The 25,539-nt window shown below is 55.1% G+C and carries 23 protein-coding genes; 16 read left to right on the top strand and 7 right to left on the bottom strand.

Annotated features, from left to right (window positions below; genetic code table 11):
- Positions 1-126 precede the first annotated feature (126 nt).
- The 12 genes from pilM (at position 127) to trpS (ending at position 10,052) form a co-directional block, all read left to right on the top strand.
- Entirely contained in the window at positions 127-996 is an 870-nt protein-coding gene (gene pilM / locus G544_RS0104660) for a pilus assembly protein PilM (RefSeq protein WP_027273513.1), read from the top strand.
- Positions 996-1,544, top strand: a complete 549-nt coding sequence (locus G544_RS0104655; protein ID WP_027273512.1) for a PilN domain-containing protein — start codon at positions 996-998, stop codon at positions 1,542-1,544. The genes pilM and G544_RS0104655 overlap by 1 nt, the downstream gene beginning before the upstream one ends.
- Entirely contained in the window at positions 1,541-2,098 is a 558-nt protein-coding gene (locus G544_RS0104650) for a hypothetical protein (protein ID WP_027273511.1), read from the top strand. The genes G544_RS0104655 and G544_RS0104650 overlap by 4 nt, the downstream gene beginning before the upstream one ends.
- A complete protein-coding gene (locus G544_RS19930; RefSeq protein ID WP_036023330.1) occupies positions 2,095-2,463 on the top strand; it encodes a DNA utilization family protein in 369 nt (122 codons plus the stop codon). Before G544_RS0104650 ends, G544_RS19930 begins: the two co-directional genes overlap by 4 nt.
- Positions 2,463-3,752: a secretin N-terminal domain-containing protein gene (locus G544_RS19925; RefSeq protein WP_051155573.1), complete on the top strand. Its 1,290-nt coding sequence runs from the start codon at positions 2,463-2,465 to the stop codon at positions 3,750-3,752. The genes G544_RS19930 and G544_RS19925 overlap by 1 nt, the downstream gene beginning before the upstream one ends.
- 292 nt (positions 3,753-4,044) lie before the next feature.
- The gene (gene aroK / locus G544_RS0104635; RefSeq protein ID WP_027273510.1) at positions 4,045-4,563 is read left to right on the top strand and encodes a shikimate kinase AroK; all 519 of its coding nucleotides are present in this window, start codon (positions 4,045-4,047) and stop codon (positions 4,561-4,563) included.
- Positions 4,564-4,618: 55 nt separating this feature from the next.
- Positions 4,619-5,710, top strand: a complete 1,092-nt coding sequence (gene aroB, locus G544_RS0104630) for a 3-dehydroquinate synthase (protein WP_027273509.1) — start codon at positions 4,619-4,621, stop codon at positions 5,708-5,710.
- Between the two features lie 72 nt (positions 5,711-5,782).
- Positions 5,783-6,754, top strand: a complete 972-nt coding sequence (locus tag G544_RS0104625) for an SPOR domain-containing protein (RefSeq protein ID WP_036023327.1) — start codon at positions 5,783-5,785, stop codon at positions 6,752-6,754.
- A gap of 75 nt (positions 6,755-6,829) precedes the next feature.
- Positions 6,830-7,648 carry an adenine-specific DNA-methyltransferase gene (gene dam, locus G544_RS0104620; protein WP_027273507.1) on the top strand — a complete coding sequence of 273 codons (819 nt, stop codon included), beginning with the start codon at positions 6,830-6,832 and terminating at the stop codon, positions 7,646-7,648.
- Between the two features lie 26 nt (positions 7,649-7,674).
- Positions 7,675-8,349 carry a ribulose-phosphate 3-epimerase gene (gene rpe, locus G544_RS0104615; protein ID WP_027273506.1) on the top strand — a complete coding sequence of 225 codons (675 nt, stop codon included), beginning with the start codon at positions 7,675-7,677 and terminating at the stop codon, positions 8,347-8,349.
- A complete protein-coding gene (locus G544_RS0104610; RefSeq protein ID WP_027273505.1) occupies positions 8,346-9,038 on the top strand; it encodes a phosphoglycolate phosphatase in 693 nt (230 codons plus the stop codon). The genes rpe and G544_RS0104610 overlap by 4 nt, the downstream gene beginning before the upstream one ends.
- Before the next feature lie 9 nt (positions 9,039-9,047).
- Positions 9,048-10,052: a tryptophan--tRNA ligase gene (gene trpS / locus G544_RS0104605; protein WP_027273504.1), complete on the top strand. Its 1,005-nt coding sequence runs from the start codon at positions 9,048-9,050 to the stop codon at positions 10,050-10,052.
- A gap of 77 nt (positions 10,053-10,129) precedes the next feature.
- Here trpS and G544_RS0104600 read toward each other — a convergent pair whose 3' ends face one another.
- A complete protein-coding gene (locus G544_RS0104600) occupies positions 10,130-10,738 on the bottom strand; it encodes a dual specificity protein phosphatase family protein (protein WP_051155572.1) in 609 nt (202 codons plus the stop codon).
- Between the two features lie 146 nt (positions 10,739-10,884).
- On the opposite strand from G544_RS0104600, the gene codB reads away from it, so the two are divergent.
- From codB to G544_RS0104585, 3 genes are all read left to right on the top strand, one after another.
- Complete coding sequence (gene codB, locus G544_RS0104595; RefSeq protein WP_027273502.1) at positions 10,885-12,135, top strand: cytosine permease; 1,251 nt, start codon at positions 10,885-10,887, stop codon at positions 12,133-12,135.
- The gene (locus tag G544_RS0104590; protein ID WP_027273501.1) at positions 12,125-13,405 is read left to right on the top strand and encodes a cytosine deaminase; all 1,281 of its coding nucleotides are present in this window, start codon (positions 12,125-12,127) and stop codon (positions 13,403-13,405) included. The genes codB and G544_RS0104590 overlap by 11 nt, the downstream gene beginning before the upstream one ends.
- Before the next feature lie 153 nt (positions 13,406-13,558).
- On the top strand, positions 13,559-14,131 hold the full coding sequence (locus G544_RS0104585) for a peptidylprolyl isomerase (RefSeq protein WP_027273500.1): 573 nt from the start codon (positions 13,559-13,561) through the stop codon (positions 14,129-14,131).
- 63 nt (positions 14,132-14,194) lie between these two features.
- On the opposite strand, the gene G544_RS0104580 is transcribed toward G544_RS0104585, so the two are convergent.
- Positions 14,195-16,930: an FAD-binding and (Fe-S)-binding domain-containing protein gene (locus G544_RS0104580; protein ID WP_211218894.1), complete on the bottom strand. Its 2,736-nt coding sequence runs from the start codon at positions 16,928-16,930 to the stop codon at positions 14,195-14,197.
- Positions 16,931-17,406: 476 nt separating this feature from the next.
- Between G544_RS0104580 and G544_RS0104575 the strand changes: the two genes are divergently transcribed.
- Complete coding sequence (locus tag G544_RS0104575; protein ID WP_373876160.1) at positions 17,407-18,927, top strand: helicase HerA-like C-terminal domain-containing protein; 1,521 nt, start codon at positions 17,407-17,409, stop codon at positions 18,925-18,927.
- Between the two features lie 69 nt (positions 18,928-18,996).
- Here the strand turns inward: G544_RS0104575 and G544_RS0104570 are convergent, their stop codons facing one another.
- From G544_RS0104570 to manD, 5 genes are all read right to left on the bottom strand, one after another.
- Positions 18,997-19,686 (bottom strand): GntR family transcriptional regulator, encoded by a 690-nt coding sequence (locus G544_RS0104570; protein WP_027273497.1) that lies wholly within the window; start codon positions 19,684-19,686, stop codon positions 18,997-18,999.
- 439 nt (positions 19,687-20,125) lie between these two features.
- Positions 20,126-21,607 (bottom strand): mannitol dehydrogenase family protein, encoded by a 1,482-nt coding sequence (locus G544_RS0104565; protein ID WP_051155571.1) that lies wholly within the window; start codon positions 21,605-21,607, stop codon positions 20,126-20,128.
- Positions 21,608-21,627: 20 nt separating this feature from the next.
- Entirely contained in the window at positions 21,628-23,010 is a 1,383-nt protein-coding gene (locus G544_RS0104560; RefSeq protein ID WP_027273495.1) for an MFS transporter, read from the bottom strand.
- Positions 23,011-23,182: 172 nt separating this feature from the next.
- Positions 23,183-24,196, bottom strand: a complete 1,014-nt coding sequence (locus G544_RS0104555; protein WP_027273494.1) for a Zn-dependent oxidoreductase — start codon at positions 24,194-24,196, stop codon at positions 23,183-23,185.
- A gap of 17 nt (positions 24,197-24,213) precedes the next feature.
- Positions 24,214-25,428, bottom strand: coding sequence for a D-mannonate dehydratase ManD (gene manD / locus G544_RS0104550; RefSeq protein ID WP_027273493.1), 1,215 nt, complete (start codon positions 25,426-25,428; stop codon positions 24,214-24,216).
- Positions 25,429-25,539: the final 111 nt, after the last annotated feature.

The raw sequence follows: 25,539 nt of genomic DNA, 5'->3' as shown, positions 1-25,539 counted from the left end.
CCATAACGATGGTATTGGACGGTTTATAAACAAACACCGGATAGTATAAAGCCAATGAGACGCTGTGGATATGTTCTTTTATCAAGATGAAGAGAAGGTGAAGTTCTAAAGGAGTATTTAGTCGAAATGACCATCTGGCAGGCAGGAATAGATATTCATTCAGCGGGGTTTTACGCCGTGATTTTACAGCGCCAGCGATACGGCTGGCAGATGAGGAACTGGCACCTGTGGCGCGCGCCGCCTTTGCCGGAAGGCTATGCCTATCCTTCTCAGAGCGACGGCATTTCTCAGGCGCTGCTTCAGGCGCTGAAGGCTTGGCGAAGCCGGCTACCGAAGCGCGTTTCTTTTCGAATCGCGCTGCCCGCCGAGGCCATCCTACAGCAGACTCTGCCTTTGCCCGACGGCGTAGAGTCGCCTTCCGCCAGGCAGTGGTTAATTGAAGACTCCGTAGACAGGCTGTTTCCTCTGTCGCTAAGGGAACTGGCCGTTGATTATCGAGTGATTTCATCCCTCGATGGCAAGGCTAACGCTCAGGCCGTCGTCAGCGCAACGCGGCGAAAAGACATGACTTCGCTTTTATCCGGCCTGGCGGAGGCCGGGATTGCGCCGGACATCGTCGATGCCGCGCCCTGCGTTTTACGTTCGATGGCCTTGGCCGCCGGCGTCGATCGGGGCGCGCTTTTGCTTCACCGAATGGCGCGGCGATTCATGTGGGTATCCCCTTTGAATGACGCCTTTTGCTATCAGCTATTGCCGGAAATGAGCGATGAATCCCCGCTTTTCTCCGCCTCACAGGCGCGTGAAGCCTATCGGCTGGCGGGCGGTGACGCGCAGCGGGTGCTTCTTAGCGGAGAAATTGACGAACCTGAAGCACAGGGCGGCGCGGCGCTATGGTCGCCGTTGGCGGCTATAGACCAAATGCATCCTCCGCTGCCGCCGGAAGAACACCGCTTTGTTTTAGCCTGCGGCCTCGCTCTGCGCGAGGAGGACCGTTAATGCTGCAGGTGAATTTTCTTCCGTGGCGGGAGCGGCAAAGAAAGCGGGCGTCAAAGTGCTTTGCTGCGCTGGTCGCGGTATATGCGGCAGGCGCCGTCGTCGCGATAGCCTCCGCCTACGGTTTTCAACAGTACCGTTACCGAGCAGACATTGAGGCGCTGCGGGCGATTGAAGAAGCCGACGCTATGATTCAGGCGCGGATAGCGCAGGCTGCGGTATTGCAAGCGCGCTTCGCTTCTCTTAGCGCGACGGTTGAGCAGATTGAACGCTACAGGCAGTCAACCGGTGACGTTTCCCGTCGGTTTCTGACGATTGAAACGACGCTGCCCGAGGCGCTGTGGCTGAAGCGGGTTACGTACCAGGACGACGCATTTACGATCTTAGGGCAGGGATGGGCGGAAGGCGACGTTGTTGAATATTTGCAAAACCTTGGGGCGTCTCTCACCGGCTGGCGGCTTCGCTTAACCGAAATGGTCGGCGCGGCGGGGGCCAGTGGCGGGCAGGTGACGTTTATTTTAGATGGCCAACGTAAAGAGGCGCTACCGTGAGCAGAGAAGAGGACATTAGCTGGAATAGCCTCGCCTTTGCGTCTTTATGGGTTCGGCAGGGCGTGGCTTTGGCGGTTGCTCTTTTTGTGGGTATCGCAGGGGTATACCTGTTCGTTTTCCCTTTACAGGATGAGAGAGAAAAGCAGGGACAGGACTTGCAGGAGGCCAAGGCTCGCTATGCTCAGCGCCTGCTGCAATTAGGGACGACGCCCTCGCTGAGCCAGCTTGATGAACGGGTAGAGGAGAAAGCCGCCTATCTGAGAACGTATAGCGCGTTACCTATGGGCGTTCAAAGCCTGATGGCGGCGGCGCGCCGTTCTCAATGTCGAGTTGTTGATGCTAAGCACCTGGCCGATGCGGAAAGCGGAGCGTTCTGGGCACAGCGCTGGCAGCTTCGATTAAAGGGCGACTACTTTCAGCTGCTTCGCTTTATTCAACATATGGATAAGGACGCCGTTGCCGCGGTAGCTGAGAGACTGGTGATGGAGGAAGACGGCGGTCTGACTGTTTCATTGACCGTGACGCAGTATCGGCTAAGGGAGGACGCCCGGTGACGACAGGCGTTTTGCGGCGCCGCGCCGCGCTTTTTTCTCTTCTGCTGGTTCTGTTCTCGGCCAACGCCGAACGGCGCGATCCCTTTCAGGCGGAAGAGGCGCAGCGGTGTCAGGTTCAGGTGCGTAAAGAGGCCGAGGCGCTGTCGTCCTGGCGGCTGCGCGGCGTTATTCGCAGCCGGGGCGTGGAGCGCGGCTGGGCGCAAACGCCTGAAGGGAAATGGCGAGCGCTGAGCGACGGTTTCTCGCTGGCCTATTGGCGACTGTTGAATATCGAGGGCGGAACGGCGCGTTTTTCCGCCGTGCCTTCACTGAAAAGTCGCTGTCGGCCCGGCGACGTTATTGAACTTACGTTAGGGAAATACTGATGTTGAGATGGAACGTGGTTAAGGCCCTGTTGGCCGCCCTTTTTTTACTGACCGGCGGCGCTTTATTTGCGCAAAGCGAGATCCCTTTTGAGGACCAACAGCCCGTCTCTCTGGCGTTTCAGGACGCGCCGGTTAGCGTCGTTTTGCAGGCGCTGGCGGACGCCCGGCGGCTGAACCTGGTGGTGGCCGACGGCGTCGAGGGTAAGCTTAGCCTGCGGCTGGAGGAGGTCCCGTGGGAACAGGCGCTTGCGATTGTGCTTAGAGCGGGCAAGTTGGAGGCTGAACGAGAAGGCGGCGTTATCAGCGTGTTTCCCTTTCGAGAACCAACGCCCGAAGAGGTTGCTCCGCCGCCTCCCGTTCTGGTTACGTTTAGCTACCGCGTTCGCCACGCTGATGCCGTTGAGCTGGCAAAGGTGCTAAATAGCCAGCGGGGCGTCGCGCTTTCCGATAGCGGCAGCGCCGTAGCCGACGGCAGAAGCAACAGCCTGCTGGTGCGAACCGAGGAGGGGGCCGTTGACGCCGTTAAGGCGCTGCTGGCCGAGGTTGACGTTCCGCAGCCGCAGGTTTTGCTGACGGCTCACATCGTGACGATTAACAGCGAACGGCTGGAAGAGCTGGGCGTTAGGTGGGGGTGGGGCGACGTAGAGGCGGCCGGTGCAGGCGTCGCGAGCCGGTTTAGCGTTAATTTGCCGCTGTCTACTCCGGCCGGGCAGTTCGGATTTCAGATGGCCAGAATCGACGGCAGGCTTCTCGGGTTAGAGCTGTCCGCGCTGGAGGCTGAAAATAGCGTAGAAATTATCGCCAGCCCCCGCTTAATCACCCTTAGTCAACAAACGGCGAGCATCAAACAGGGAACCGAAATTCCCTACGAAGTCTCCAGCGGTTCAAGCGGAGCGACGTCGATTGAGTTTAAACAGGCGGTTCTGGGGCTAAAGGTGACGCCGCGCATATTCTCCGACGAACGGCTGGAGCTCGATCTGCAAATAAGTCAAAACATGCCGGGGAAGGGGTTGAAAAAGGGAGACGGCAGCGAAGTGCTGACGATAGACACCCAAGAGATACAAACCCGCGTCTTTGTCGCCAACGGCGAGACGATAGCGCTGGGCGGCATTTTTCAACACAGCCGCGTGGCAAGCAAAGAACAGGTTCCCGTTTTAGGTGATATCCCCCTGCTGGGTTCGCTGTTTCAGCGAGACGCCAACAAGCGCGTTCGACGAGAGCTGGTTATTTTTATTACGCCGACGATCTTAGGAACGGGAGCGGAAAGCGAGAAAAGAAAAGAGGGATAGAATAGATTAAAATGAACGCCGATTTGACGCTGGCCGTTATTTGGCATACAAGGAGCTATCTGAAACCCTAATGCTAAAGTGAAAAACGTAATTACGGTGATTTTCTTAGAGTTCTGCCGGCGGTTAGACGGGCGGGGCTAAACCGCCTATTGCCAACTATCTACAGTGTTGAGATAATTTCAAGTCTGATCTCACACATATTGCTCATGAGGTTTCAGGTGAACTCCCGCTGCGTCGGCATGCCGTAGGGTGGGGCGTCCATTAACGAATTATCTTAGTAATACCAAAAAACATGGCAGAGAAACGCAATATCTTTCTGATTGGTCCAATGGGGGCAGGTAAAAGCACCATAGGCCGTCAGTTGGCTCAACAGCTTAATATGGAGTTTGTGGACTCCGATCACGAGATTGAACGCCGTACTGGAGCTGATATAGCCTGGGTATTCGATGTGGAAGGCGAAGAAGGGTTTCGCGATCGTGAAGAAAAAGTGATTAATGAACTGACCGAGAAGCAGGGGATTGTTCTTGCGACCGGCGGCGGTTCCATTAAATCCAAAGAGACCCGTAATCGTTTGTCCGCCCGCGGTATCGTTGTCTATCTTGAAACCACAATCGAAAAACAGCTGGCCCGCACTCAGCGCGATAAAAAGCGCCCTCTGCTGCAGGTTGATACGCCAAGAGACGTATTGGAAACGCTGGCAAAAGAGCGCAATCCTCTTTATGAGGAAATTGCCGACGTCACGATCCATACCGACGATCAAAGCGCGAAGGTTGTTGCCAATCAAATCATTCAACTAATCGAAAATCGCTGATTCTTTTGTCCGATTGGCGTATATCTTAGTCTAACTCTATATAAAAAGGCGGACGATGGAGAAGGTAACGGTCACTTTAGGCGAACGCAGCTATCCGATTATAATTGAAGCGGGGCTGTTCCACTGCATCGACGCTTTTTCTCCCCTTAAAGAGGGAGAAAAAGTGCTGATTGTGACCAACGAGACCGTTGCGCCGCTGTATCTGGCGGTAGTGAAAGAAAGTCTTGGAAAGCGCGGCGTGGTGGTGGATGACCTTATCCTACCGGATGGAGAGCAGTATAAGACGCTGTCCATCATGGACCGCGTTTTTACCCGACTGCTTGAAAATAATCACGGTCGCGATACGACGCTGATTGCCTTAGGCGGCGGCGTTATCGGCGATTTGACCGGCTTTGCGGCAGCCAGCTATCAGCGGGGCGTGCGTTTTATTCAGGCACCCACGACGCTGCTGTCTCAGGTGGATTCCTCCGTTGGCGGAAAAACCGCCGTTAATCATCCGCTCGGTAAAAATATGATCGGCGCGTTTTATCAGCCCGCTTCCGTTATTATAGACCTGAACTGTTTAAAAACGCTGCCTGCGCGCGAGTTGTCGTCGGGGCTGGCCGAAGTTATCAAGTATGGGATTATACTGGACGCCGATTTGTTTGAATGGCTCGAGGCCCACATTGACGAACTGATGGCGTTGGACGAAAAGGCGATGGGATACTGTATTCGCCGGTGCTGTGAAATTAAGGCGCAGGTTGTCGCCGAAGATGAACGAGAAAGCGGCGCGCGGGCGCTGTTGAACCTCGGGCATACTTTTGGCCATGCCATTGAGGCTGAAATGGGGTATGGTAACTGGCTGCACGGGGAAGCCGTTGCCGCCGGTACGGTCATGGCGGCATATGCGGCGTCGAACCTGGGCATATTCCCGCGTGAAGATATTGTTCGCATTAAGCGCCTGCTGGCGCGCGCCAACCTGCCGACGAAAGGTCCAAAAGAGATGACTGCTGAAGCCTATATTCCCCATATGCTGCGAGATAAAAAGACGCTGGCGGGGAAACTTCGGCTTGTGTTGCCAACGGCTATCGGGCAATCCGAGGTCGTAGGTGGGATAGCGCACGATGTTGTATTATCGGCTATCCTCGATTGCCAACGGGATAACTGATTGGCTGTTTTTTAAAATACTTCTTTGAGTCGGTCTGTTGCAGGCTCTGGATGTAGGGGAGGGGTTAGAAAAGTGCGAAACGAAGACGATGCACCGGAAGATTTTGAATCTGACGGTATGAGGCCTGACGCTGAAGACCGTGCGCCTCGCCGTGAGCGCAGTAAGCCCAGCAGATCCGGTAGAGGTTTTACCGTATCTCGGCAGCACGTTAAGCTCGGTATTGGTATTGTCGTTCTGTTGCTGCTCATCTACCTCATTAGCTCGGCGTTAAAGTCTCCGGCACCGCAAAGCGGCGGGCCGCGCGAGGTTGATCTAGGCTCCGGCACGTCGGCTCAGCAGGCGCAGCCTCCTGCCGATAGCGGCGCGAATAGCGCTGCGGGTTCGCAGTCTTCTTCACAGCCGGTAATGCCGCCGCCGATCGCAGGCACGCCAACGCAGTCGCCCCCGGTTCCCGAAACGCCCAACCAGCAGCGGGTGGAAATTCCAGGTGAGATTACCGACGCGCTTTCCGCTCAGCAAGAGCAGCTAAATCGACTGAAAGAGACGGAAATGGCCGGCAGCGGTTCCACGGGCCAAACGTCAGGCGCCGAGGCTCAGCCGACCCATACGTCCTCCCCGCCGGTAAAAGCGCAAGATCCGGTACAGAGCGGCCAGACAAAGTCAAAACCGGCCGAGCCGCAGCCGACTAAAACCGCGCCTAAAGCAACCGAGAGCCCCACTAAGGCTCCCGCTGCGAAAGGTTCTTCAACGCCGGGAAGCGCTTCTGCGCTGGCGTCTATACCAGCAAACCGAGTTACGCTTCAGGTTAGCAGCGCTTCGCGCTCCGATACTCTGGTGGCCTTTGCCAAGAAAAACGGCATGACGGATTACTGGGTATACCAGACGCAGCGTAACGGTAAGCCCTGGTTTATTCTGATTACCGGCAACTATGCGTCGGCTTCTGAGGCCAGGTCTGCGCTGTCAACAATGTCTAAAGACGTACAGGCGAATAAGCCGTGGGTAAGATCGATGCAACAGGTGCATCAGGATCTAAAACAAAAATAATTATATGTGCAAATGTGCTGCTTGAAACAGAGTGCAAAACGCCGTTGTGAATTGTATAAGTAGCTGACTCGCAGCATGAAGAAAAAACGTTCTTTTTTAAAATGGGCCGGCGGTAAATATCCGCTGGTCAATGAAATTCGGGAATATTTACCTAAGGGTGAATGTTTAGTTGAGCCGTTCGTCGGCGCTGGTTCAGTATTTTTAAATACGGATTATGAAAAATACGTTCTGGCAGACATCAACAGTGACTTAATCAACCTCTACAATATCGTAAAAGAGCGCGTAGAGCAGGTAGTGGAGGACTCTCGCAAACTGTTTGACGGGAGCAATAACGAGGAACAGACGTACTATAAGCTGCGGACTGAATTTAATGAAAGCCGAGACCGCTACCGTCGCGCGCTTCTATTTCTCTATTTAAACCGCCACTGTTATAACGGGCTATGCCGCTATAACCTCAGCGGAGAGTTTAACGTGCCTTTTGGCCGCTATAAGAAACCCTATTTTCCGGAAGCCGAGCTGTACTGCTTTGCTGAAAAGGCAAAGCGGGCGACGTTTTTTTGTGAAAACTACGAACAAACGATGAAAAAGGCCCTGCCGGGTTCGGTCGTGTACTGCGATCCACCGTATGCGCCGCTGTCGGCGACGGCGAACTTTACCGCTTACCACACTAACAGCTTCAACGTTTACGATCAGCAGGCGCTGGCGGTTTTGGCGCAGGACGTTGCCGAGAGAGTGGGCGTGCCGGTACTGATCTCAAACCATGACACGGAGCTGACTCGCGAATGGTATCGCGCAGCGGAGCTCACCGTAGTCAGAGGGCGGCGTACCATAAGTCGAAACGTGACGGGGCGAACCAAGGTTAACGAACTGCTGGCGCTTTACCGTCAGCGTTAATACATTTCTCAACGGGTGGATAGCTAATGAACAACTTTCTGATTGCTCCTTCAATACTTTCCGCTGACTTTGCCCGCCTGGGCGAGGATACGGCCAAGGTATTGGCCGCCGGCGCTGACGTTGTCCATTTTGACGTCATGGATAATCACTATGTGCCGAACCTGACGTTTGGCCCCATGGTATGTAAAGCGCTGCGTGATTACGGCATTACGGCGCCGATTGACGTACATCTGATGGTTAAGCCGGTCGATCGCATCGTGCCCGACTTCGCCAAGGCGGGAGCAAGCTATATCTCTTTCCATCCTGAAGCCTCAGAGCACGTCGATCGGACGCTACAGCTGATTAAAGAGCACGGCTGTAAGGCAGGGCTGGTGTTTAACCCGGCGACGTCGCTGAGCTACTTGGACTACGTTATGGACAAGCTGGACGTTATCCTGCTGATGTCAGTTAACCCAGGCTTTGGCGGCCAGTCCTTTATCCCTTCCACGCTTGAAAAGCTGCGTCAGGTTCGCCAGCGCATTGACGAAAGCGGGCTGGACATCCGTCTGGAAGTCGACGGCGGCGTGAAGGTCGACAACATCGGTGAAATTGCGGCCGCCGGGGCCGATATGTTCGTTGCCGGCTCCGCCATTTTCAGCCAGCCAGACTATAGGTCAGTGATTGACAGCATGCGCGCCGAGCTGTCCAGGGTGAAAGGATGAGTATTTTTACCGGCATTAAGGGGCTAGGGTTCGATCTTGACGGCACCTTGGTCAACAGCCTGCCGGGTCTGGCTGAGGCCGTTGACGCAACGCTGAAGACGCTGGGCTTCAAGCCTGCCGGGGAAGAACGGGTCGCTCACTGGATTGGCAACGGCGCGGGCGTGCTGATTATGCGCGCGCTGGACTGGGCCGGGGGCGAAAGCGCCAGAGGGCATCAGGACAACGCCCGCATTCTGTTTGATAGGTTTTACGGCGAATCCGTCGAGCAGGGCACCCGCCTGTATCCGCACGTGGCCTCGACTCTGTCTCTTCTAGCCAAAGACGGTTTGAAAATGGCGCTGGTCACCAACAAGCCGACCCGCTTTGTTCGCCCGCTGCTCAATTCTCTGGGCATTTTGGACTACTTTAGCGTGATTATCGGCGGCGACGACGTGGTGGAGAAGAAGCCTCATCCCGCGCCGCTGTATCTGGTTTTAGGGCAGCTGGGGCTGAGGGCGGATGAGCTGGTATTCGTCGGCGATTCCCGCAACGATATTCAGGCCGGAAGGGCGGCTGGCTGCCCGACGATTGGCCTTTCCTACGGCTATAACTACGGTGAACCTATCGCGCTGAGTCAGCCCGACCGCGTGTTGGATTCGTTTGCCGATCTTTTGCCCACCATCGGGCAGTTGACTACTAAAGTGAATTAGGACGACATCATGAGCAAACCCATTGTATTTAGTGGCGCACAGCCCTCCGGCGAACTGACTATCGGTAACTACATGGGTGCACTGCGTCAATGGGTTCAAATGCAGGATGAATACGAATGTATTTACTGCATCGTTGACCTGCATGCGATTACCGTGCGGCAGGATCCGGAAAAGCTTCGTAAAGCGACGCTGGATACGCTGGCGCTGTATTTGGCCTGCGGCATTGACCCTGACAAGAGCACCATCTTTATTCAGTCTCACGTCCCCGAACACGTGCAGCTGAGCTGGGTGCTGAACTGCTATACCTATTTTGGCGAACTGAGCCGCATGACGCAGTTTAAGGACAAGTCGACCCGCTACGCAGAAAACATCAACGCGGGCCTGTTTAGCTACCCGGTGCTGATGGCGGCCGATATCCTGCTTTATCAGACTAATCAGGTGCCCGTAGGGGAAGACCAGAAGCAGCATCTGGAGTTAAGTCGCGACGTTGCCCAGCGCTTTAATGCGTTGTACGGCGATATTTTTAAAGTCCCTGAACCGTTTATTCCTAAATCCGGCGCGCGCGTTATGTCGCTATTAGAGCCGACTAAAAAGATGTCGAAGTCGGACGATAACCGCAATAACGTTATCGGCCTGCTGGAAGATCCCAAGTCGGTGATGAAGAAGCTTAAGCGTGCGGTAACCGATTCGGACGAGCCGCCCGTCGTTCGCTATGACGTAGAGAACAAGGCCGGCGTGTCCAACCTGCTGGACATTCTCGCTGGCGTAACCGGCAAATCTATTGCCGAGCTGGAAGCCCAGTTTGAGGGCAAGATGTACGGCCACCTGAAGACGGAGACTGCAGAGGCGGTTGCCGGCATGCTGACCGAGCTTCAAGAGCGCTATCACCGTTTCCGTAACGATGAAGCCTATCTCCAGCGCGTGATGAAAGAAGGCGCCGAGAAGGCCAGCGCCCGCGCCAGAGAAACTATGGTTAAGGTTAATCAGGCCGTCGGGTTCGTGCCGATGCCATAAGCCGCATTGCGCGTTAGGCTGTAAAAAATCAAACGCCCCGCAGCATATAAATCTGCGGGGCGTTTTTTTAAGGTAGCTTACTGCACTGCCTTGACGGTCACTTTTTCACCAACGACCTGACGGCGAACGTCGTCGACGTCAACCTTTCTAAGGTACTGAATAATATTGTAATAAGCCCAGCGATGGTAGCCGAACTCCGGCCGCTGAAGCTCCTCAATCGCAGCCTCTTTGCTCCAGTTTTGGAACACCAGGCGATACATGGCGACGGTAAGCCCCGTTCTGTCGCTGCCGTGCCAGCAGTGCACAAGTACGGGCTTCGGCGCGAGATAAACGGCCCTTAAAGCCTCGATGACCTGCTCCTGCGTAAACCGGCCGGCTTCCATGGGAACGTGATACAGTGCGAGCGACGTCCCTTTGGCTTCGTCGTCGTCAGTATGGAAGTTTCTCAAGTTCAGCACCGATTTGACGCCGCGCCTTTCCAGTTCCTTCATCTGCGCTTCACCAGGCTGCCCTGAACGATAAAGACTGTCGTCAATCTGGTAGAAGTTTTCTAACGTCGTCGCATTAATTTTTTTAGCTGAAGGCGGGCCGTTTTCGCTATTGGTCACATCACCGGCTACAGAAAGAAAAGAACATGAGAAAAAGAGCGTTAAAAAAATAATAGTCATCCGCTGAAAGCGTTTCATTTTATATCCGTTAGTATCAAAAAAATTACTTTATATTTCATCATTATGACATATCCAGTAGAAAAAACATTGACGAAAACGTTTGCTTTATCCTGAGAAGTGTATATCATGCGGCGGATTTTTTGGCCCGGATTTAAGGAGATATTGTGTCGCAAGATAACAATTACGGTCAGGGGCCCGTCCCCCTGGCGGCGCGAAAAGGCGTGATCCCGTTGACGTTTGTGATGTTGGGATTAACGTTTTTTTCAGCCAGTATGTGGACCGGTGGTACTCTCGGAACTGGTCTTTCCTATAACGATTTCTTTCTAGCAGTTCTCTTCGGTAATCTCCTCCTCGGTATTTATACAGCATTCCTCGGATATATCGGCGCAAAAACCGGACTTTCCACCCACCTCCTGGCTCGTTACTCATTTGGCGTTAAAGGCTCATGGCTCCCCTCACTGCTGTTAGGCGGCACTCAGGTAGGCTGGTTTGGCGTCGGCGTGGCAATGTTCGCCATCCCGGTAAGCAAGGCGACGGGGATTGACGCCAATATCCTGATTGCGGTGTCCGGCCTGTTGATGACGGTCACCATATTTTTCGGCATCTCGGCGCTGACCGTTCTGTCGGTCATCGCCGTTCCCGCCATCGCCGTTTTGGGCAGCTATTCCGTCTGGCTTGCGGTCAACGACGTTGGCGGATTGGATCACTTAAAAACCATCATGCCGCAAAATCCGCTCGACTTTTCTACGGCGCTGGCGCTGGTTGTAGGATCCTTTGTCAGCGCGGGTACGCTAACCGCTGACTTCGTGCGCTTTGGCCGTAACGCAAAGGGCGCGGTGCTAGTGGCGCTGATTGCCTTCTTCCTCGGTAATTCGCTGATGTTTATCTTTGGCGCGGCGGGCGCTGCCGCCGTAGGGCAGGCGGATATCTCCGACGTGATGATAGCCCAAGGGCTGCTTATCCCGGCCATTATCGTGCTTGGCCTTAACATCTGGACGACTAACGATAACGCGCTGTACGCATCCGGCCTTGGCTTTGCCAACATTACCGGCCTTTCCAGCCGCACCCTCTCGGTCGCTAACGGTATTATCGGCACGCTGTGCGCCCTGTGGCTGTATAACAACTTCGTCGGCTGGCTGACCTTCCTGTCGGCGGCGATCCCTCCCATCGGCGGCGTTATTATTGCCGACTACCTGATGAACCGTCGGCGCTACGCCGACTTTAACAAGGCGAAGTTTATCCCGGTCAACTGGATGGCGATTCTTTCCGTTGCGCTGGGCATTGCGGCAGGTCACTATATTCCGGGCGTCGTACCGGTCAATGCCGTGCTCGGCGGCGTATTTAGCTATATGATTTTGAATCCGCTGTTTAATCGCGGCGTAGTGACATCTTCAGAGGTAAGTCATGCAGAATAATACCATCACAGTTCGCCAGGCCCGCCTGCAAGGGCAAGAAGGGCTGTGGCAGCTCACCGTAGAAAACGGGCGCTTTGAGCGCATTGAGCCTCAGGATGCGGCATCTCCAGCGGTGGGGAACGTGATTGACGCCGAGGGCGGGCTGGCCATTGCGCCGTTCGTTGAGCCGCACATCCACCTGGACACAACGCAGACCGCCGGCGAGCCGAGCTGGAATCAGTCCGGCACGCTGTTTGAGGGCATTGAGCGCTGGGCGGAACGCAAAGCGATGCTGACTCATGAAGACGTAAAGGCCAGAGCCATGCAGACCCTGAAGTGGCAGATGGCTAACGGCATCCAGCACGTGCGCACCCACGTAGACGTTTCCGACCCGACGTTGACGGCGCTGAAGGCTATGCTTGAGGTGAAGCAAGACGTTGCGCCCTGGGTAGACCTTCAGATCGTCGCCTTCCCGCAGGAGGGAATTCTTTCTTATCCTAACGGTGAAGCGCTGTTGGAAGAGGCCTTGCGCCTCGGAGCGGACGTGATTGGCGCCATCCCACACTTTGAGTTTACCCGCGAATACGGCGTTGAGTCGTTGCATAAAATCTTCGCGCTGGCGCAAAAGTACGATCGCCTGATCGACGTGCACTGCGATGAAATTGACGACGAACAGTCGCGCTTTGTAGAAACCGTTGCCGCGCTGGCGCATCGCGACGGCACGGGCGCTCGCGTTACCGCCAGCCACACGACGGCGATGCACTCTTATAACGGCGCGTATGCGTCCCGGCTTTTCCGCCTGCTGAAAATGTCCGGCATTAACTTTGTGGCTAACCCGTTGGTGAACATTCACCTGCAGGGGCGCTTCGATACCTATCCCAAGCGCCGCGGCGTTACCCGGGTTAAAGAGATGCTGGAAGCGGGTATTAACGTCTGCTTCGGCCACGACGACGTGTTCGACCCGTGGTATCCGCTGGGAACGGCTAACATGCTTCAAGTGCTGCACATGGGGCTACACGTCTGCCAACTGATGGGCTACGGCCAGATTAACGACGGCCTCAACCTGATCACCACCCACAGCGCTAAAACGCTAAACCTGCAGGATTACGGGATTGCGGTTGGAAACAGCGGGAATCTGGTGATCCTGCCGGCGGAAAGCGGCTTCGACGCCGTTCGCCGCCAGACGCCGGCCCGCTACTCTATCCGCCGCGGTCAGGTGATTGCCGAGACTGTGCCCAGTCAAACGACTTTGAACCTGACGCAGCCGGAAATCGTTACCTTTAAACGCTGAGTCCGTTTCTGTTGTGGTGGAAAAGCGCCTTCGGGCGCTTTTTCTCTATGTGTGCCGCCTGAAAAATGCGCAGAAAAGTAGTAGCCCCGCCGTAACAAAATTACTAGAATCGGAAAGACTTCCGTTTATCGTTAACTTATAAAAGGTTTCTCTATGTTAAAGCGTATTTGTGTCACTCTGGCGGCCGTGTTTTCACTGGTCGTTCTGGCGCCGGCGGTGCAGGCGGCGGATAGCAATCCTCACGTTGTGTTGACCACCACGCTGGGCACCATTGAGGTTGAGCTGGATAAAGAAAAAGCACCGATTTCTACCAAGAACTTCCTGGCCTACGTGAAGGACGGCTACTACAACGGCACGATCTTTCACCGCGTAATCCCCGGCTTCATGGCTCAGGGCGGCGGCTTTACGGCGGACATGGCCCAGAAGAAGCCTTCCGCGCCGATTAAAAACGAGGCTGAAAACGGCCTTAAGAACGTCAGAGGGACGCTGGCCATGGCGCGTACTAACGTGGTTGACAGCGCGACCAGCCAATTCTTCATCAACGTGGTCGACAACGACTATCTTGACCATTCATCCGATAACTTTGGCTACGCGGTATTTGGTAAAGTGGTGAAGGGAATGGACGTCGTGGATAAAATGATAACCATGCCGACCACCGCGAACGGCCAGCACCGCGACGTGCCTGTAACGCCAATCGTGATCACTTCTGCTGAGATCGTGAAGTGATTTAGCGGAATTTCTACCGTAAATAAAAAAGCGCCGTAAAGGCGCTTTTTTACTGTCTGACGGTTACGCCTCCAGCGGACGCGTAACCCTATCTACTACGTACAGAATCGAGCGATAGGGGATGCCCGAATGCTCCGTCAGGCCGATTTCACAGGTGCGGCTGTTGGAAACCCCTTCCGTACAGTTGGCCGGAACCTGCTCTTTGAGCAGGCGAAGCGCGCTGGCGTTCAGCTCCGGCGTCTTCATGCCCTTGTCGCCGGCAAATCCGCAGCAGTGGATGCCGTCAGGAATGACAACCTGAGTGCAGCAGCGTTCAAGCAGGCTCTTCATCGGCGCGGAGAGGCCCATCTTCACGCTGGAGCAGGTGACGTGCAGCATGATGGGGTTGTGCTCCGGCGTGAACTTCAGCCGCTCTACCAGATAGTGGTGGGTAAAGCCGACCGGCTCAAACAGCGCCATCGGCTTGGTAAACCCTTCAACCGCCCGCAGCGCGCAGGGGCTGGTGTCCATCAGCACGGGGTATTTACCCTGCTCGCTGGCTTTCCAGATGGCCTCTTCCATATCCGCCAGTCGCTCTTTGGCGACCGTCGTGATGCCCTTACTGTTGTACGGCATGCCGCAGCACAGGCTGTCGAGGTTTTCCGGATAAATAATGCTGAAACCGGCTTTGGTCAGCAGCTTCTCGATGACTTCCGTCAGCGGGCGCTGGTCAGGATCGTTAGCGGAGGCGCCCATGGTCCTTGACGCGCAGCTAGGAACATAAACCACCTTGAGATCGCCGCTTGAAAGCACCGGCGCAACCGGGGAACGGGTTCCGCGCGGGAACGATGGCGTCAGAAGCGGAATGTGGCCGAGGCTTGCGACGTGCAGCGCTTTGGTTATTTTCCCCATTCGCTCCACGCCAATCGCTCTGCCGGCTCCGGCAACGGTATTTAGCGCCAGGCGAGCGCCAGCGGTGACGGTGGTAAAGTGATCGGCCGTCCAGCGGGCAATCCTTTCGTGGCGCATGTTGCGGCGGGTACGAATATCGCGAATAAGCTCGCCGGTATTGATGCCGACCGGGCAGCGCTTGGCGCACAGGCCGGTGGCTGCGCAGGTGGCGTCGCCCAGGTAGAGGAAGTCCTTTTCAAGCCGCTTAAGGCGCTTGTTGTCATCGCCGCTGCGCTTGAGGCGGTTGATTTCGCGCCACATGACGATGCGCTGGCGCGGCGTGAACGAAAGGCCGGTTGAAGGGCACACCGGCTCGCAGAAGCCGCATTCGATGCAGCTGTCGACGCGAGGCTCGGCGGCGGGCAGCAGCTTCAGATTTTGCAGGTGGGCGTTATGGTCGCGGTTGAGCAGGACGCCGGGGCTTAGCAGATGGTTTGGATCCAGCAGGTTCTTTAACTTCCACATCAGCTCATAGGCTTCTGCTCCCCACTCCAGCTCGACGAACGACGCCATGTTGCGACCGGTGCCGTGTTCCGCCTTCAGGGAACCCTTGTACTCAACCGCCACCAGGTGGGCGATGTCTTCCATAAACGCCTGATAGCGGGCCACTTCGGCCGGCGTATCGAACGACTGCTGGAAGACGAAGTGCATGTTGCCATCCAGCGCGTGGCCGTAAATGACGACTTTGTAGTCATGCTTGACGAACAGCTTGCGCAGGTCGCGTACGCCGGAGGCCAGCTGTTCAATCTGGAAAGCGACGTCTTCAATGATGACCGTCGATCCGACCGGGCGCACGGCGCCGATGGCCGGGAATATGCCCTTACGGATGGCCCATAGGCGGCCGAACTCCTCCGGCTTGTCGGTAAAGGGCACCTGCTGTTCCAGCGTAAAGTCGGAAACGGTCGACATGATGAGCGCCATCTTTTCTTTCAGCGCGTCGGCGTCGGCGGCGCGAACTTCAACCAGCAGCGCCGTGGCGTCTTCGCTCAGGTGCGGCATGAAGTCAGGCAGGCCTTCTTCATTTTCAACCGAGGCTAGCGCGCCGCGGTCCATCAGCTCGACGGCGGAGACCGGCTGCTGTTTGAGAACGATAGTGGCCTTACAGGCGTCTTCAATGTCTTTGAATACAAACAGCGCCGAGGCCTTAAACTTATGCTCTTCCACCGTTTCATAGGTGATTTCGGCAATAAAGCCGAGAGTACCTTCGGAGCCGATCATCAGGTGGGTCATGACGTCAAGCGGATCGTCAAAGTCGACCAGCGCGTTGAGGCTGTAGCCGGTAGTGTTTTTAATGCGGTACTTGTGGCGAATGAGCTCGGCGAGGTGCGTATTGGCCTTGGTTTGGCTCGCCAGCTCGCGAAGCCCGTCAAGAATGTGGGCGTGCGTTTTTTTAAAGGAAGCGACGGATTCGCTGTCGGCGGTGTCAATAAGCGTGCCGTCCGCCAGAATGAGGCGCATGGACGCTAACGTTTGATAAGAGTTTTGCGACGTGCCGCAGCACATGCCGCTGGCGTTGTTGGCGGCAATGCCGCCGATTTTACAGGCGTCGATAGATGCCGGATCCGGGCCTATTTTTCGGCCAAACGGCGCCAGATAGCGGTTAGCGTCAGCGCCGATAACACCAGGCTTAAGCGAGATATAGCCCGCGTCGCCAAAGATCTTATACTGCCGCCAGTTGTCGCCGAGCATAATCAAAATCGAGTCGGTAATAGCCTGGCCGGACAGGCTGGTGCCGGCGGCGCGAAACGTAACGGGAAGATTGTGCTTTTGCGCCAGCACCAGCGTTTTCTGAACGTCCTTTTCGCTATCGAGGCGAACAACGATCTGCGGGATCAGGCGATAGCAGCTGGCGTCTGTACCGAACGCCATCGTTCTGGAAGGATCTGTATAAACGTTTGATTTTGGAACAAAACGACAGAGCTCATTATAAAAAGATTGGTAAGACGCTTTCATTTAATGCTTCCTTGATTATCATTTCGGCAACAATAATGTTGCTTGTTTGTTGATTATAATGAGGAAAGTTAAAATTTATCGTGATCTCACTCTCCATTTAATCGCAATTGAAACGATTCATATGATAAATGATGTTTTCATAGCGTGGCGACGTGAGTCTAATTTTGAACCGTGGGCTTAGCTTAAAGGGTAGCGCTTAATGATTTGCCTTGCCTTACTTATACTCGCTATGCTTCAAGCCTCAGACGCGTTGTCCTGCAGTTTGAATCGGTTAGATATATACTGAAGGCAGTAAGAATCAGGGGGCGACGGGAGGTGTTTGACCCGAGCGCATAGGCTTTAAGGGCTCTCTGCCCCGTTTGGGCACAGGGATGGCCAATTAAATAGGATATATGCTGATGTTAGAACCGCTTGTTATTGCCAAGAGTCATGAGACGCCGCTGGCCATTCTGCCCGCGCTGGCGAACCGCCATGGGCTGATTACCGGCGCTACGGGAACCGGGAAAACCGTCACGCTGCAAAAAATGGCGGAGCGCTTTTCGCAAGCTGGAGTGCCGGTGTTTATGGCGGACGTGAAGGGCGACCTGTCCGGTATCGGCGCTGAGGGCGTTTTGAACCCTAAACTGCAGTCTCGCCTTGAAGCGCTTGGCGTAACAGACTGGGATCCGGCCGCGTGTCCGGTCGTTTTTTGGGACGTCTTCGGCGAGAAAGGGCATCCGGTTCGAGCGACCGTGTCGGACATGGGGCCGATTCTACTTTCCCGACTGCTTAACCTTAACGACGTGCAGTCCGGCGTTCTGCAGCTAGTGTTCAAAATTGCCGATGATAGCGGCCTTTTGCTGTTGGATATGAAGGATCTGCGCTCGATGGTGCAGTTTGTCGGCGATAACGCCAAACGCTTCCAGACGCAGTATGGCAACATTTCCAGCGCTTCCATCGGCGCTATCCAGCGCGGGCTGTTGACGCTGGGAGAGCAAGGCGGCGAGCGCTTCTTCGGCGAGCCGATGCTGGATATCTTCGATCTGATGAAAAACAACGCATCCGGGCAAGGGATAGTAAACATTCTGGCGGCCGACAGGCTTTATAACCTGCCGAAGCTCTATTCCGTTTTCCTGCTTTGGCTGCTGTCCGAGCTGTTTGAGCACCTGCCCGAAGTGGGCGATATGGACAAGCCGAAAATGGTGTTTTTCTTTGATGAAGCCCACCTGCTGTTTAAAGACGCACCGCCCGCTCTGTTAGAGAAGATTGAACAGGTCGTACGCCTTATCCGTTCAAAGGGCGTCGGGGTCTATTTTGTCACACAAAACCCGTTAGACATTCCCGACAGCGTGCTCGGCCAACTCGGCAATCGCGTGCAGCACGCTCTGCGCGCGTTTACGCCGCGGGACCAAAAAGCGGTGCGCGCCGCAGCGCAGACGATGCGCGCCAATCCGGCCTTTGACGCCGAGCAGGCGATTACCGAACTGGGCGTCGGTGAAGCGTTGGTCTCTTTCCTTGATGAGAAAGGGAGGCCCAACGTGGTCGAGCGCGGCTTTGTTATTGCTCCCCGTTCGCGCATGGGGGCGCTGAGCGACGACGAGCGCAACGCGCTGATTAATCATTCTCCGCTTTACGGGCGTTATGAAGAGGCTATAGATCGCGAGTCGGCTTATGAAAAGCTGGCAGCCGGATCCTCGGTATTAACGGATGAAGCTTCGAAGAGTGAAGCCAGGCCTTCGGCACAGGATGAAAAGTCCAACGACGGCGGCGGGCTGTTTGGCAGCCTGAACGAAATCCTGTTCGGCAGCACCGGGCCGCGTGGCGGTAAGAAGGACGGCCTTGTCCAGACGGCGGCGAAGTCTATGACCCGCCAGTTGAGCAGCCAAATCGTGCGCGGCATTCTCGGCAGTATTTTAGGCGGTAAGAAGCGTTAGTTGTTCTATATCGTCAGTGAAACGGCGGCCAAAAGGCCGCCGTTCTTATAATCGGATATCCGAGAAAGGCTACTCGCCGGTTTCGAACCAGTCGGTATTACGCTGCGAAATGGTGGTGATCGTGGTGATCATTTCACGCAGGTGCTGGTGAATGGCTTCTTCGGCGGCATCGGGATCGCGCTTTTCCAGCGCGTGATAAATGCGGTAGTGTTGCTCAATCAGGCCTTCCGGCGGTGAGACGTCCGCCAGGCTCATAAATCGTACCCGGTCCATCGTTGCCTTGATGGTTTCGATGGTTTCCCACGCCATTGGGCAGTCGACGATTTCGGTAAACGTGCGGTGGAATTCGTCGTCCAGCTCCAGAAACTCTTTGTCCCGCTTGTTGGCGGCGGCCAACTCCTGACGGTGGAGATTATGCTTTAGCTGCATCAGGCGCTCGGGCGTTATTGCCGTCGCCACGCGGCGGATAATGGCCGACTCCAGCGCTTCTCGAATAAACCGACCGTCGGATACGCGTTTAGCCGAGATTTTCATGACGAATGTCCCACGTTGGGGAAGTATCTGCACTAAACCGGTTTCAGACAGCTTGATGAACGCTTCTCTCACAGGCTGACGGGAAACGCTAAAGCGAGTGGAAATCTCTTTTTCAGACAACAGCGTTCCGGGCCTGATGGTACAGTCCACGATCTCCTGACGCAGCAGGCGATAAATCTGTTGATTGACGGGTTCACTCGTCGTGAAAGGGTAAACAATGCTCATTGACGTTCGCTATTCTCTGACTTTTATCCGCAGCTTTTTGCATTATGGCGATAATTCCCGCAAGTTTCACTAGAATTCTTAACTTATTGGCGAATTAATGCGATAAGAATAGGATATCTTAGGTCCGATTTTTACGCTTATTGCTGAATATATATGATGAAATGAATAATAATTTTCTTTTTCAAAAGCGCAACCGTGTGGGAATTATCATATCTAATTCTTAATTTGTTAATTTTTAATTGAAAAAAATAATCTAATGTAAATTGGAGATCGGTTTTTTTACATTTTTGAGGGCAGAACAAATAGGCATTTTTATTTATTTTCGATTTAATGATGTGGAAAAATCGACGTTTTTTATTTTGCTAAAGATATTAAAAAAGCCGAAGAGCGCGGAGCCCTCGGCTTTTTTGGATAATTGCGTTTAGCGTTTAAAAACGCTTCAGAAGGTCTTCACCAACCGCGCAACGCTCTCTTTAGCGCCTAAGTCCAGCAACTGCTGATAGGCGCCGGTGACGGCGCTGACAAAGCGTTCATTGTTAGGCAATTCGCTACCGAATACGACTTTCAGTGACAGCAGCGCCTTAACCCGCGCTTCGCCTTCTGCGCTGCCGTTGACCAGCGTACGCAACTGCTCAAGGAGCGGATCGCTGACTTCAATCGGCTGCCCCTGCTCGTCAACGCCGCCGACGTAGCGGATCCATGCGGCAACGCCTAGCGCCAGGCAGTCAAAAGAGGTGCCGTTGGCCAGGTGATAACGGATGGAATCCAGCATGCGCTGGGGCAGCTTTTGCGTACCGTCCATCGCGATTTGCCAGGTGCGGTGCTTCAGCGCCGTATTGCGATAGCGGTTAAGCAGCGAATCGGCGTAGGCGACCAGATCGACGCCTTGCGTTCTCAGCGTAGGAGCCTGCTCATTGAGCATCAGACGGCGAGCGGCGGCGGCGTAGTTGTCGTCCTGCATGCAGTCATTGATGTGCTGATAGCCCGCCAGATAGCCTAAATAGGCGAGAAAAGAGTGGCTGCCGTTAAGCATGCGCAGCTTCATTTCTTCATACGGCAGCACGTCGTTAACCAGCTCCGCACCCGCTTTTTCCCATTCAGGACGACCGTTGACGAAGTTGTCTTCAATGACCCACTGGCGGAAGGGCTCGCAGGCCACGCCGGCCGGATCCTGAACGCCGCCCAGCTTCTGGGTGACCTTTTCCAGCGTTTCCGGCGTAACGGCGGGCACAATGCGGTCGACCATCGTGGAGGGGAAGCTGACGTTGGCTTCGATCCACTTGGCCAGTTCCGCATCCTGCTTTTTCGCCAAACCCAAAATGACGTTGCGAGTCACGTGCCCGTTTTCCGGCATGTTGTCGCACGACATGACGGTAAACGCAGGCAGGTTGCGATCGCGCCGCATGCGCAGCGCCGCAACGATGGCGCCGGGGGCGGATTTCGGCCTGGTCGGATTAGCGATATCGTGCTGAATCATCGGATGGTCTTCAATCAGCGTACCGGTGGCGGGCTGATAGCAGTAGCCTTTTTCCGTGATGGTGATGGAGACGATAGCGACCTGCGGTTCGGCCATCGTTTCCAGCACGGTATCAATGCCGTCGATTTCCGCATGCAGCGCGCGGCGTACGACACCGACCACGCGACCAGACCAGCCTTCCGCCGCCATTTCGGCGACGGAATAGAGCAGATCCTGTTGATTAAGGTCGTTGATTTGCTGTTCGCCGCCAATCAGGTTGACTTCGCAGTAGCCCCAGTCGCTGCCGTGTTCCGTTGCCAGAATATCGGCATAGACCGCCTGGTGGGCGCGGTGAAACGCGCCGAATCCCAGATGAACGATGCGAGGTTTTACCTTTTCCCTGTCGTAAGACGGCGTAATGACGTCTTTTGGCAGATTGGACAGCGCGTTATTCGATAGTTTCATAGTATTACAGGCTCTTGGGACTAAACGTAACTTTGGGCATTGGCCGTTACCGGCTTAGCGGGTACTTCTGCAGCGTCCTCTTCTGCGCTGAGGTCGCGATCCTTAACTTCAGGCATGCAAACGGCAGAGATAAGCCCGATGACGGAGTAGACGATAATCATCACGACGATTGGCCACCAGGAACCGGTCGCATTACAGAAGATGCCGGCCAGAACGGGACCAAATCCGACCGCAACCAGGCCGCCCGCCTCTTTGGAAATCGCCATGCGGGTAAAGCGGTTACGGGAACCGAACATTTCCGCCATGGTGATGTTTTCCAGCGCGAACAGGCCCAGAACCGCCACGTTGTGAATGATAATAATGCTGGCCATGATGACGTTTGGCGCATTATCTTTGTCGACAATCATGGATACCATCGGGTAGGCCAGAATAATGGCGCCGATGCACAGGATAATATAGGGAACGCGACGGCCAACTTTATCTGACAGCCAGCCCAACAGCGGATTAGTCAGGAAGCCGAGAATGGAGCTTATCATCAGGGCGTCGGTAGGAATCGCCTTTTCAAACATCAGCGTTTGTACCAGATAGCCTGCCAGGAACGTTTGGATAAGGCCCGAGTTACCCGCCTGGCCAAAGCGCAGGCCGGTGGCCAACCAGAAGGACTTGCTGGTGAACATGGCAAAAGAGGATTCTTCTTTCACTGTGGTTTTCGCTGCAACCGGGCCGTCTTCAGAAACCTGCTCAAAGACCGGGCTTTCTTTCAGGTTCATACGAAGCCAGATGGCAAAGAACATAACGACGACGCTTGCCAGGAACGGTACGCGCCAGCCCCAGTCCAGCAGTTGCTGTCTGTCGAGCGCAAAGAACATCACGGCCCAGATAGCGGTGGCGCTCAGGGTGCCGCAGTTAGTGCCCATGGCGACCAGTGAGGAAATAATGCCGCGCTTACCTTTTGGCGCATATTCTGCAAGCATGGTGCCCGCGCCGGAAATTTCAGCTCCGGCTCCCAAGCCCTGAATAATCCGCAGCAGAATCAGCAGCAGCGGCGCGAAGATGCCGATCTGCGCGTAGGTCGGCAGCACGCCGATAAGGGTCGTACAGATGCCCATCATGGTAATGGTGATGAACAGGACTTTTTTACGGCCGATAGTATCGCCCATGCGTCCGAAGAAGAATGCGCCGACGATGCGCGCAATGTAGCCTGCGCCATAGGTGCCCATGGCAAGAATAAGCGCCATCGCCGCTGACTGTTCGGGGAAGAAGATTTCGTGAAAGACCAGCGCTGCGCCGAGGGAGTACAGCTGAAAGTCCATAAATTCCAGAGCCGTGCCGAGCCAGCCGGAAACGGCTGCCTTGACCAGGTCTGCGGTGCTTCTTTCAGGGGTATTCTGTTTTAAGTCCATATAATTGCTCTCTACGAGTTGTCGTTATGGGTACAGCAATGCGTTAGGTACAGAGATAGTTAGTTCCGCTTTTTATTCATCAGTGCGCGGCTTTCGCCGATTCCCGATAACGCCAGAGAATGTTACCGGGAATTAGCGCCGTTGCCTCATCGCCGCGCCTGAAGCTAAGAAGCTAAAACGTCAATAAGACTTTGCAGCACTGCTTCTGGTCCTTTTCAAAGGTTTCCAGCGCATTGATGACCTGCGTATAGTCGAACTGATGGGTGATGAGTTTTTCCGGGTGAATTTTTTTCTCCTTCATCCAGTCAATAACCATCGGGAAGCGGTTGCTGTTCAGGCGGGAGCTATAAATCGTCAGCTCCTTACTGGTGATCCCCTGTTGGTTAATGACGCACGGGTCGGAAGAGAATCCCATAATGCCGATGCGAGCGGCCGGAGACGCAAGGCCGATGGCTTCAGGCAAAATGGACGGATGGCAGGCGGCGTCAACGATAAGGGTTGGACGAACGCCCAGCTTCGTCAGTTCGTCAGCCAGGCTGACGTTGGTGTTGTTGATAGTGCGATCGGCGCCGTTTTCCTTTGCCATCGCAAGGCGCTCATCGATGCGGTCTGCAACGATGATTTCCTTAACGCCGTATACGCCGCGCAGCGCCTGAATGGTGGTTAATCCCATCGGGCCCGCGCCGTAAACCAGCGCCACGTCCTGCGGGCCGGGGTTCATTTGGCTGCAGATGTTGGCAGCAATAGTAAAGGGCTCAATCATCGTGGCTTCGCGATCCGCGATGCTTTCTGGAACCACGTGAGCGTTTTTCGCCGGCAGCGTGACGGATTCGCTGAAGCCGCCGTCGCGGTGTACGCCGATAACCTGTAGCGACGTACATACGTTCGGACGGCCGACGGAGCAAGGGTAACAGTGGCCGCAGCTCACGACGGGATCGCCCACAACGCGCTCGCCGATACGGGAGGCGTCAACGCCTTCTCCTACGGCGTCAATGCGGCCAAAAAATTCGTGACCGATAACGCGGGGGTATTTGGCGAACGGGTTATGTCCGCGATAAATATGTACGTCAGAGCCACAGATGCCGGCGCTCTCTACGCGGATGCGAACTTCACCCGGCAGTGGTTCTGGCAGTGGGCGGTCTTCGATAACTAACTGACCTGGCTCTTGAATAACTACGCTTTTCATTATGTGCTCTCCGTTAATTACCAGTTCCACAGCGTACCGTCTTCGAGACGGGCGACCGGTAAGTAAGCCGGCTCATAGGGGTATTTGGCCGCCAGTTTTTCGTCAAAGTCGATGCCCAGGCCCGGCTTGTCGCTCGGGTGCATATAGCCGTCTTCGAAGGTCCAGTTGTGTGGGAAGACTTCCAGCATCTGCTCGGAGTAGCCCATATATTCCTGAACGCCGAAGTTCGGTACCCACATGTCGAAGTGCAGGGCTGCGGCGTGGCAAATCGGAGACAGATCCGACGGGCCGTGGGAGCCGGTGCGCACCTGATACATGGCGGCAAAATCGGCGATGCGGCGCATATGGGTGATGCCGCCCGCATGGGTGATGGTGGTGCGGATATAGTCGATAAGCTGCTCTTCGATAAGCTGCTTGCAGTCCCAAATGCTGTTGAAGACTTCGCCGACGGCGATAGGGGTCACGGTGTGCTGACGGATCAGGCGGAAACATTCCTGATTTTCCGCAGGGGTCGGATCTTCCATCCAGAACAGGCGGTAGTCTTCGATGCTTTTACCGAAGCGAGCGGCTTCAATAGGCGTCAGACGGTGGTGCATGTCGTGCAGCAGATGCTCGTTAAAGCCAAATTTGTTACGCACGGCTTCAAACAGCTTGGGCGTAAAGTCCAGATATTTCTCCGTCGACCACAGCTGCTCTTCCGGATAGGCGCCCTTGGTGGCCGGCTCGTAAGCCAGATTTTTGCCTTTGCTCAGGCCGTAAGTGGTTTTCATGCCCGGCACGCCGCACTGAACGCGGATCGCTTTAAAGCCCATTTCCTGATGCTTGGCGTAGTCTTCCAGCACTTCGTCGATAGTGCGGCCGGTGGTGTGGCAGTACACCATGACGCCGGTACGAGAAGCCCCGCCCAGCAGCTGGTAAACCGGCATGTTGGCCGCTTTACCCTTAATGTCCCAGAGCGCCATATCGATAGCGGAGATCGCCGACATGGTGACTGGGCCGCGACGCCAGTAAGCGCCTTTGTAGAAAAATTGGAAGATGTCTTCGATCTGATGGGCGTCGCGGCCGATAAGCTGCGGGCACAGGTGGTCTTTCAGATAGGAGGCCACGGGAAGTTCACGTCCGTTGAGCGTGGCGTCGCCGACGCCGTAAATGCCTTCATCGGTTGTGATTTTCACGGTTACAAAGTTACGGCCCGGGCACGTAACGAACACTTCAGCCTTTACGATTTTCATAGTGTATCTGTCCTGACGGGTAAAAATGGATCTTAAGATCGAATCAATAGTTAACGTCCGCACAAGATACTTCTAGTTTGACTACCATACAAGTAGTGCTGTTTGGATTTA

The organism is Leminorella grimontii ATCC 33999 = DSM 5078 (genome assembly GCF_000439085.1).
Taxonomy (GTDB): domain Bacteria; phylum Pseudomonadota; class Gammaproteobacteria; order Enterobacterales; family Enterobacteriaceae; genus Leminorella; species Leminorella grimontii.
Note: the sequence above shows the minus strand (reverse complement) of the source record. Positions and strands in the feature narration are given on the sequence as shown.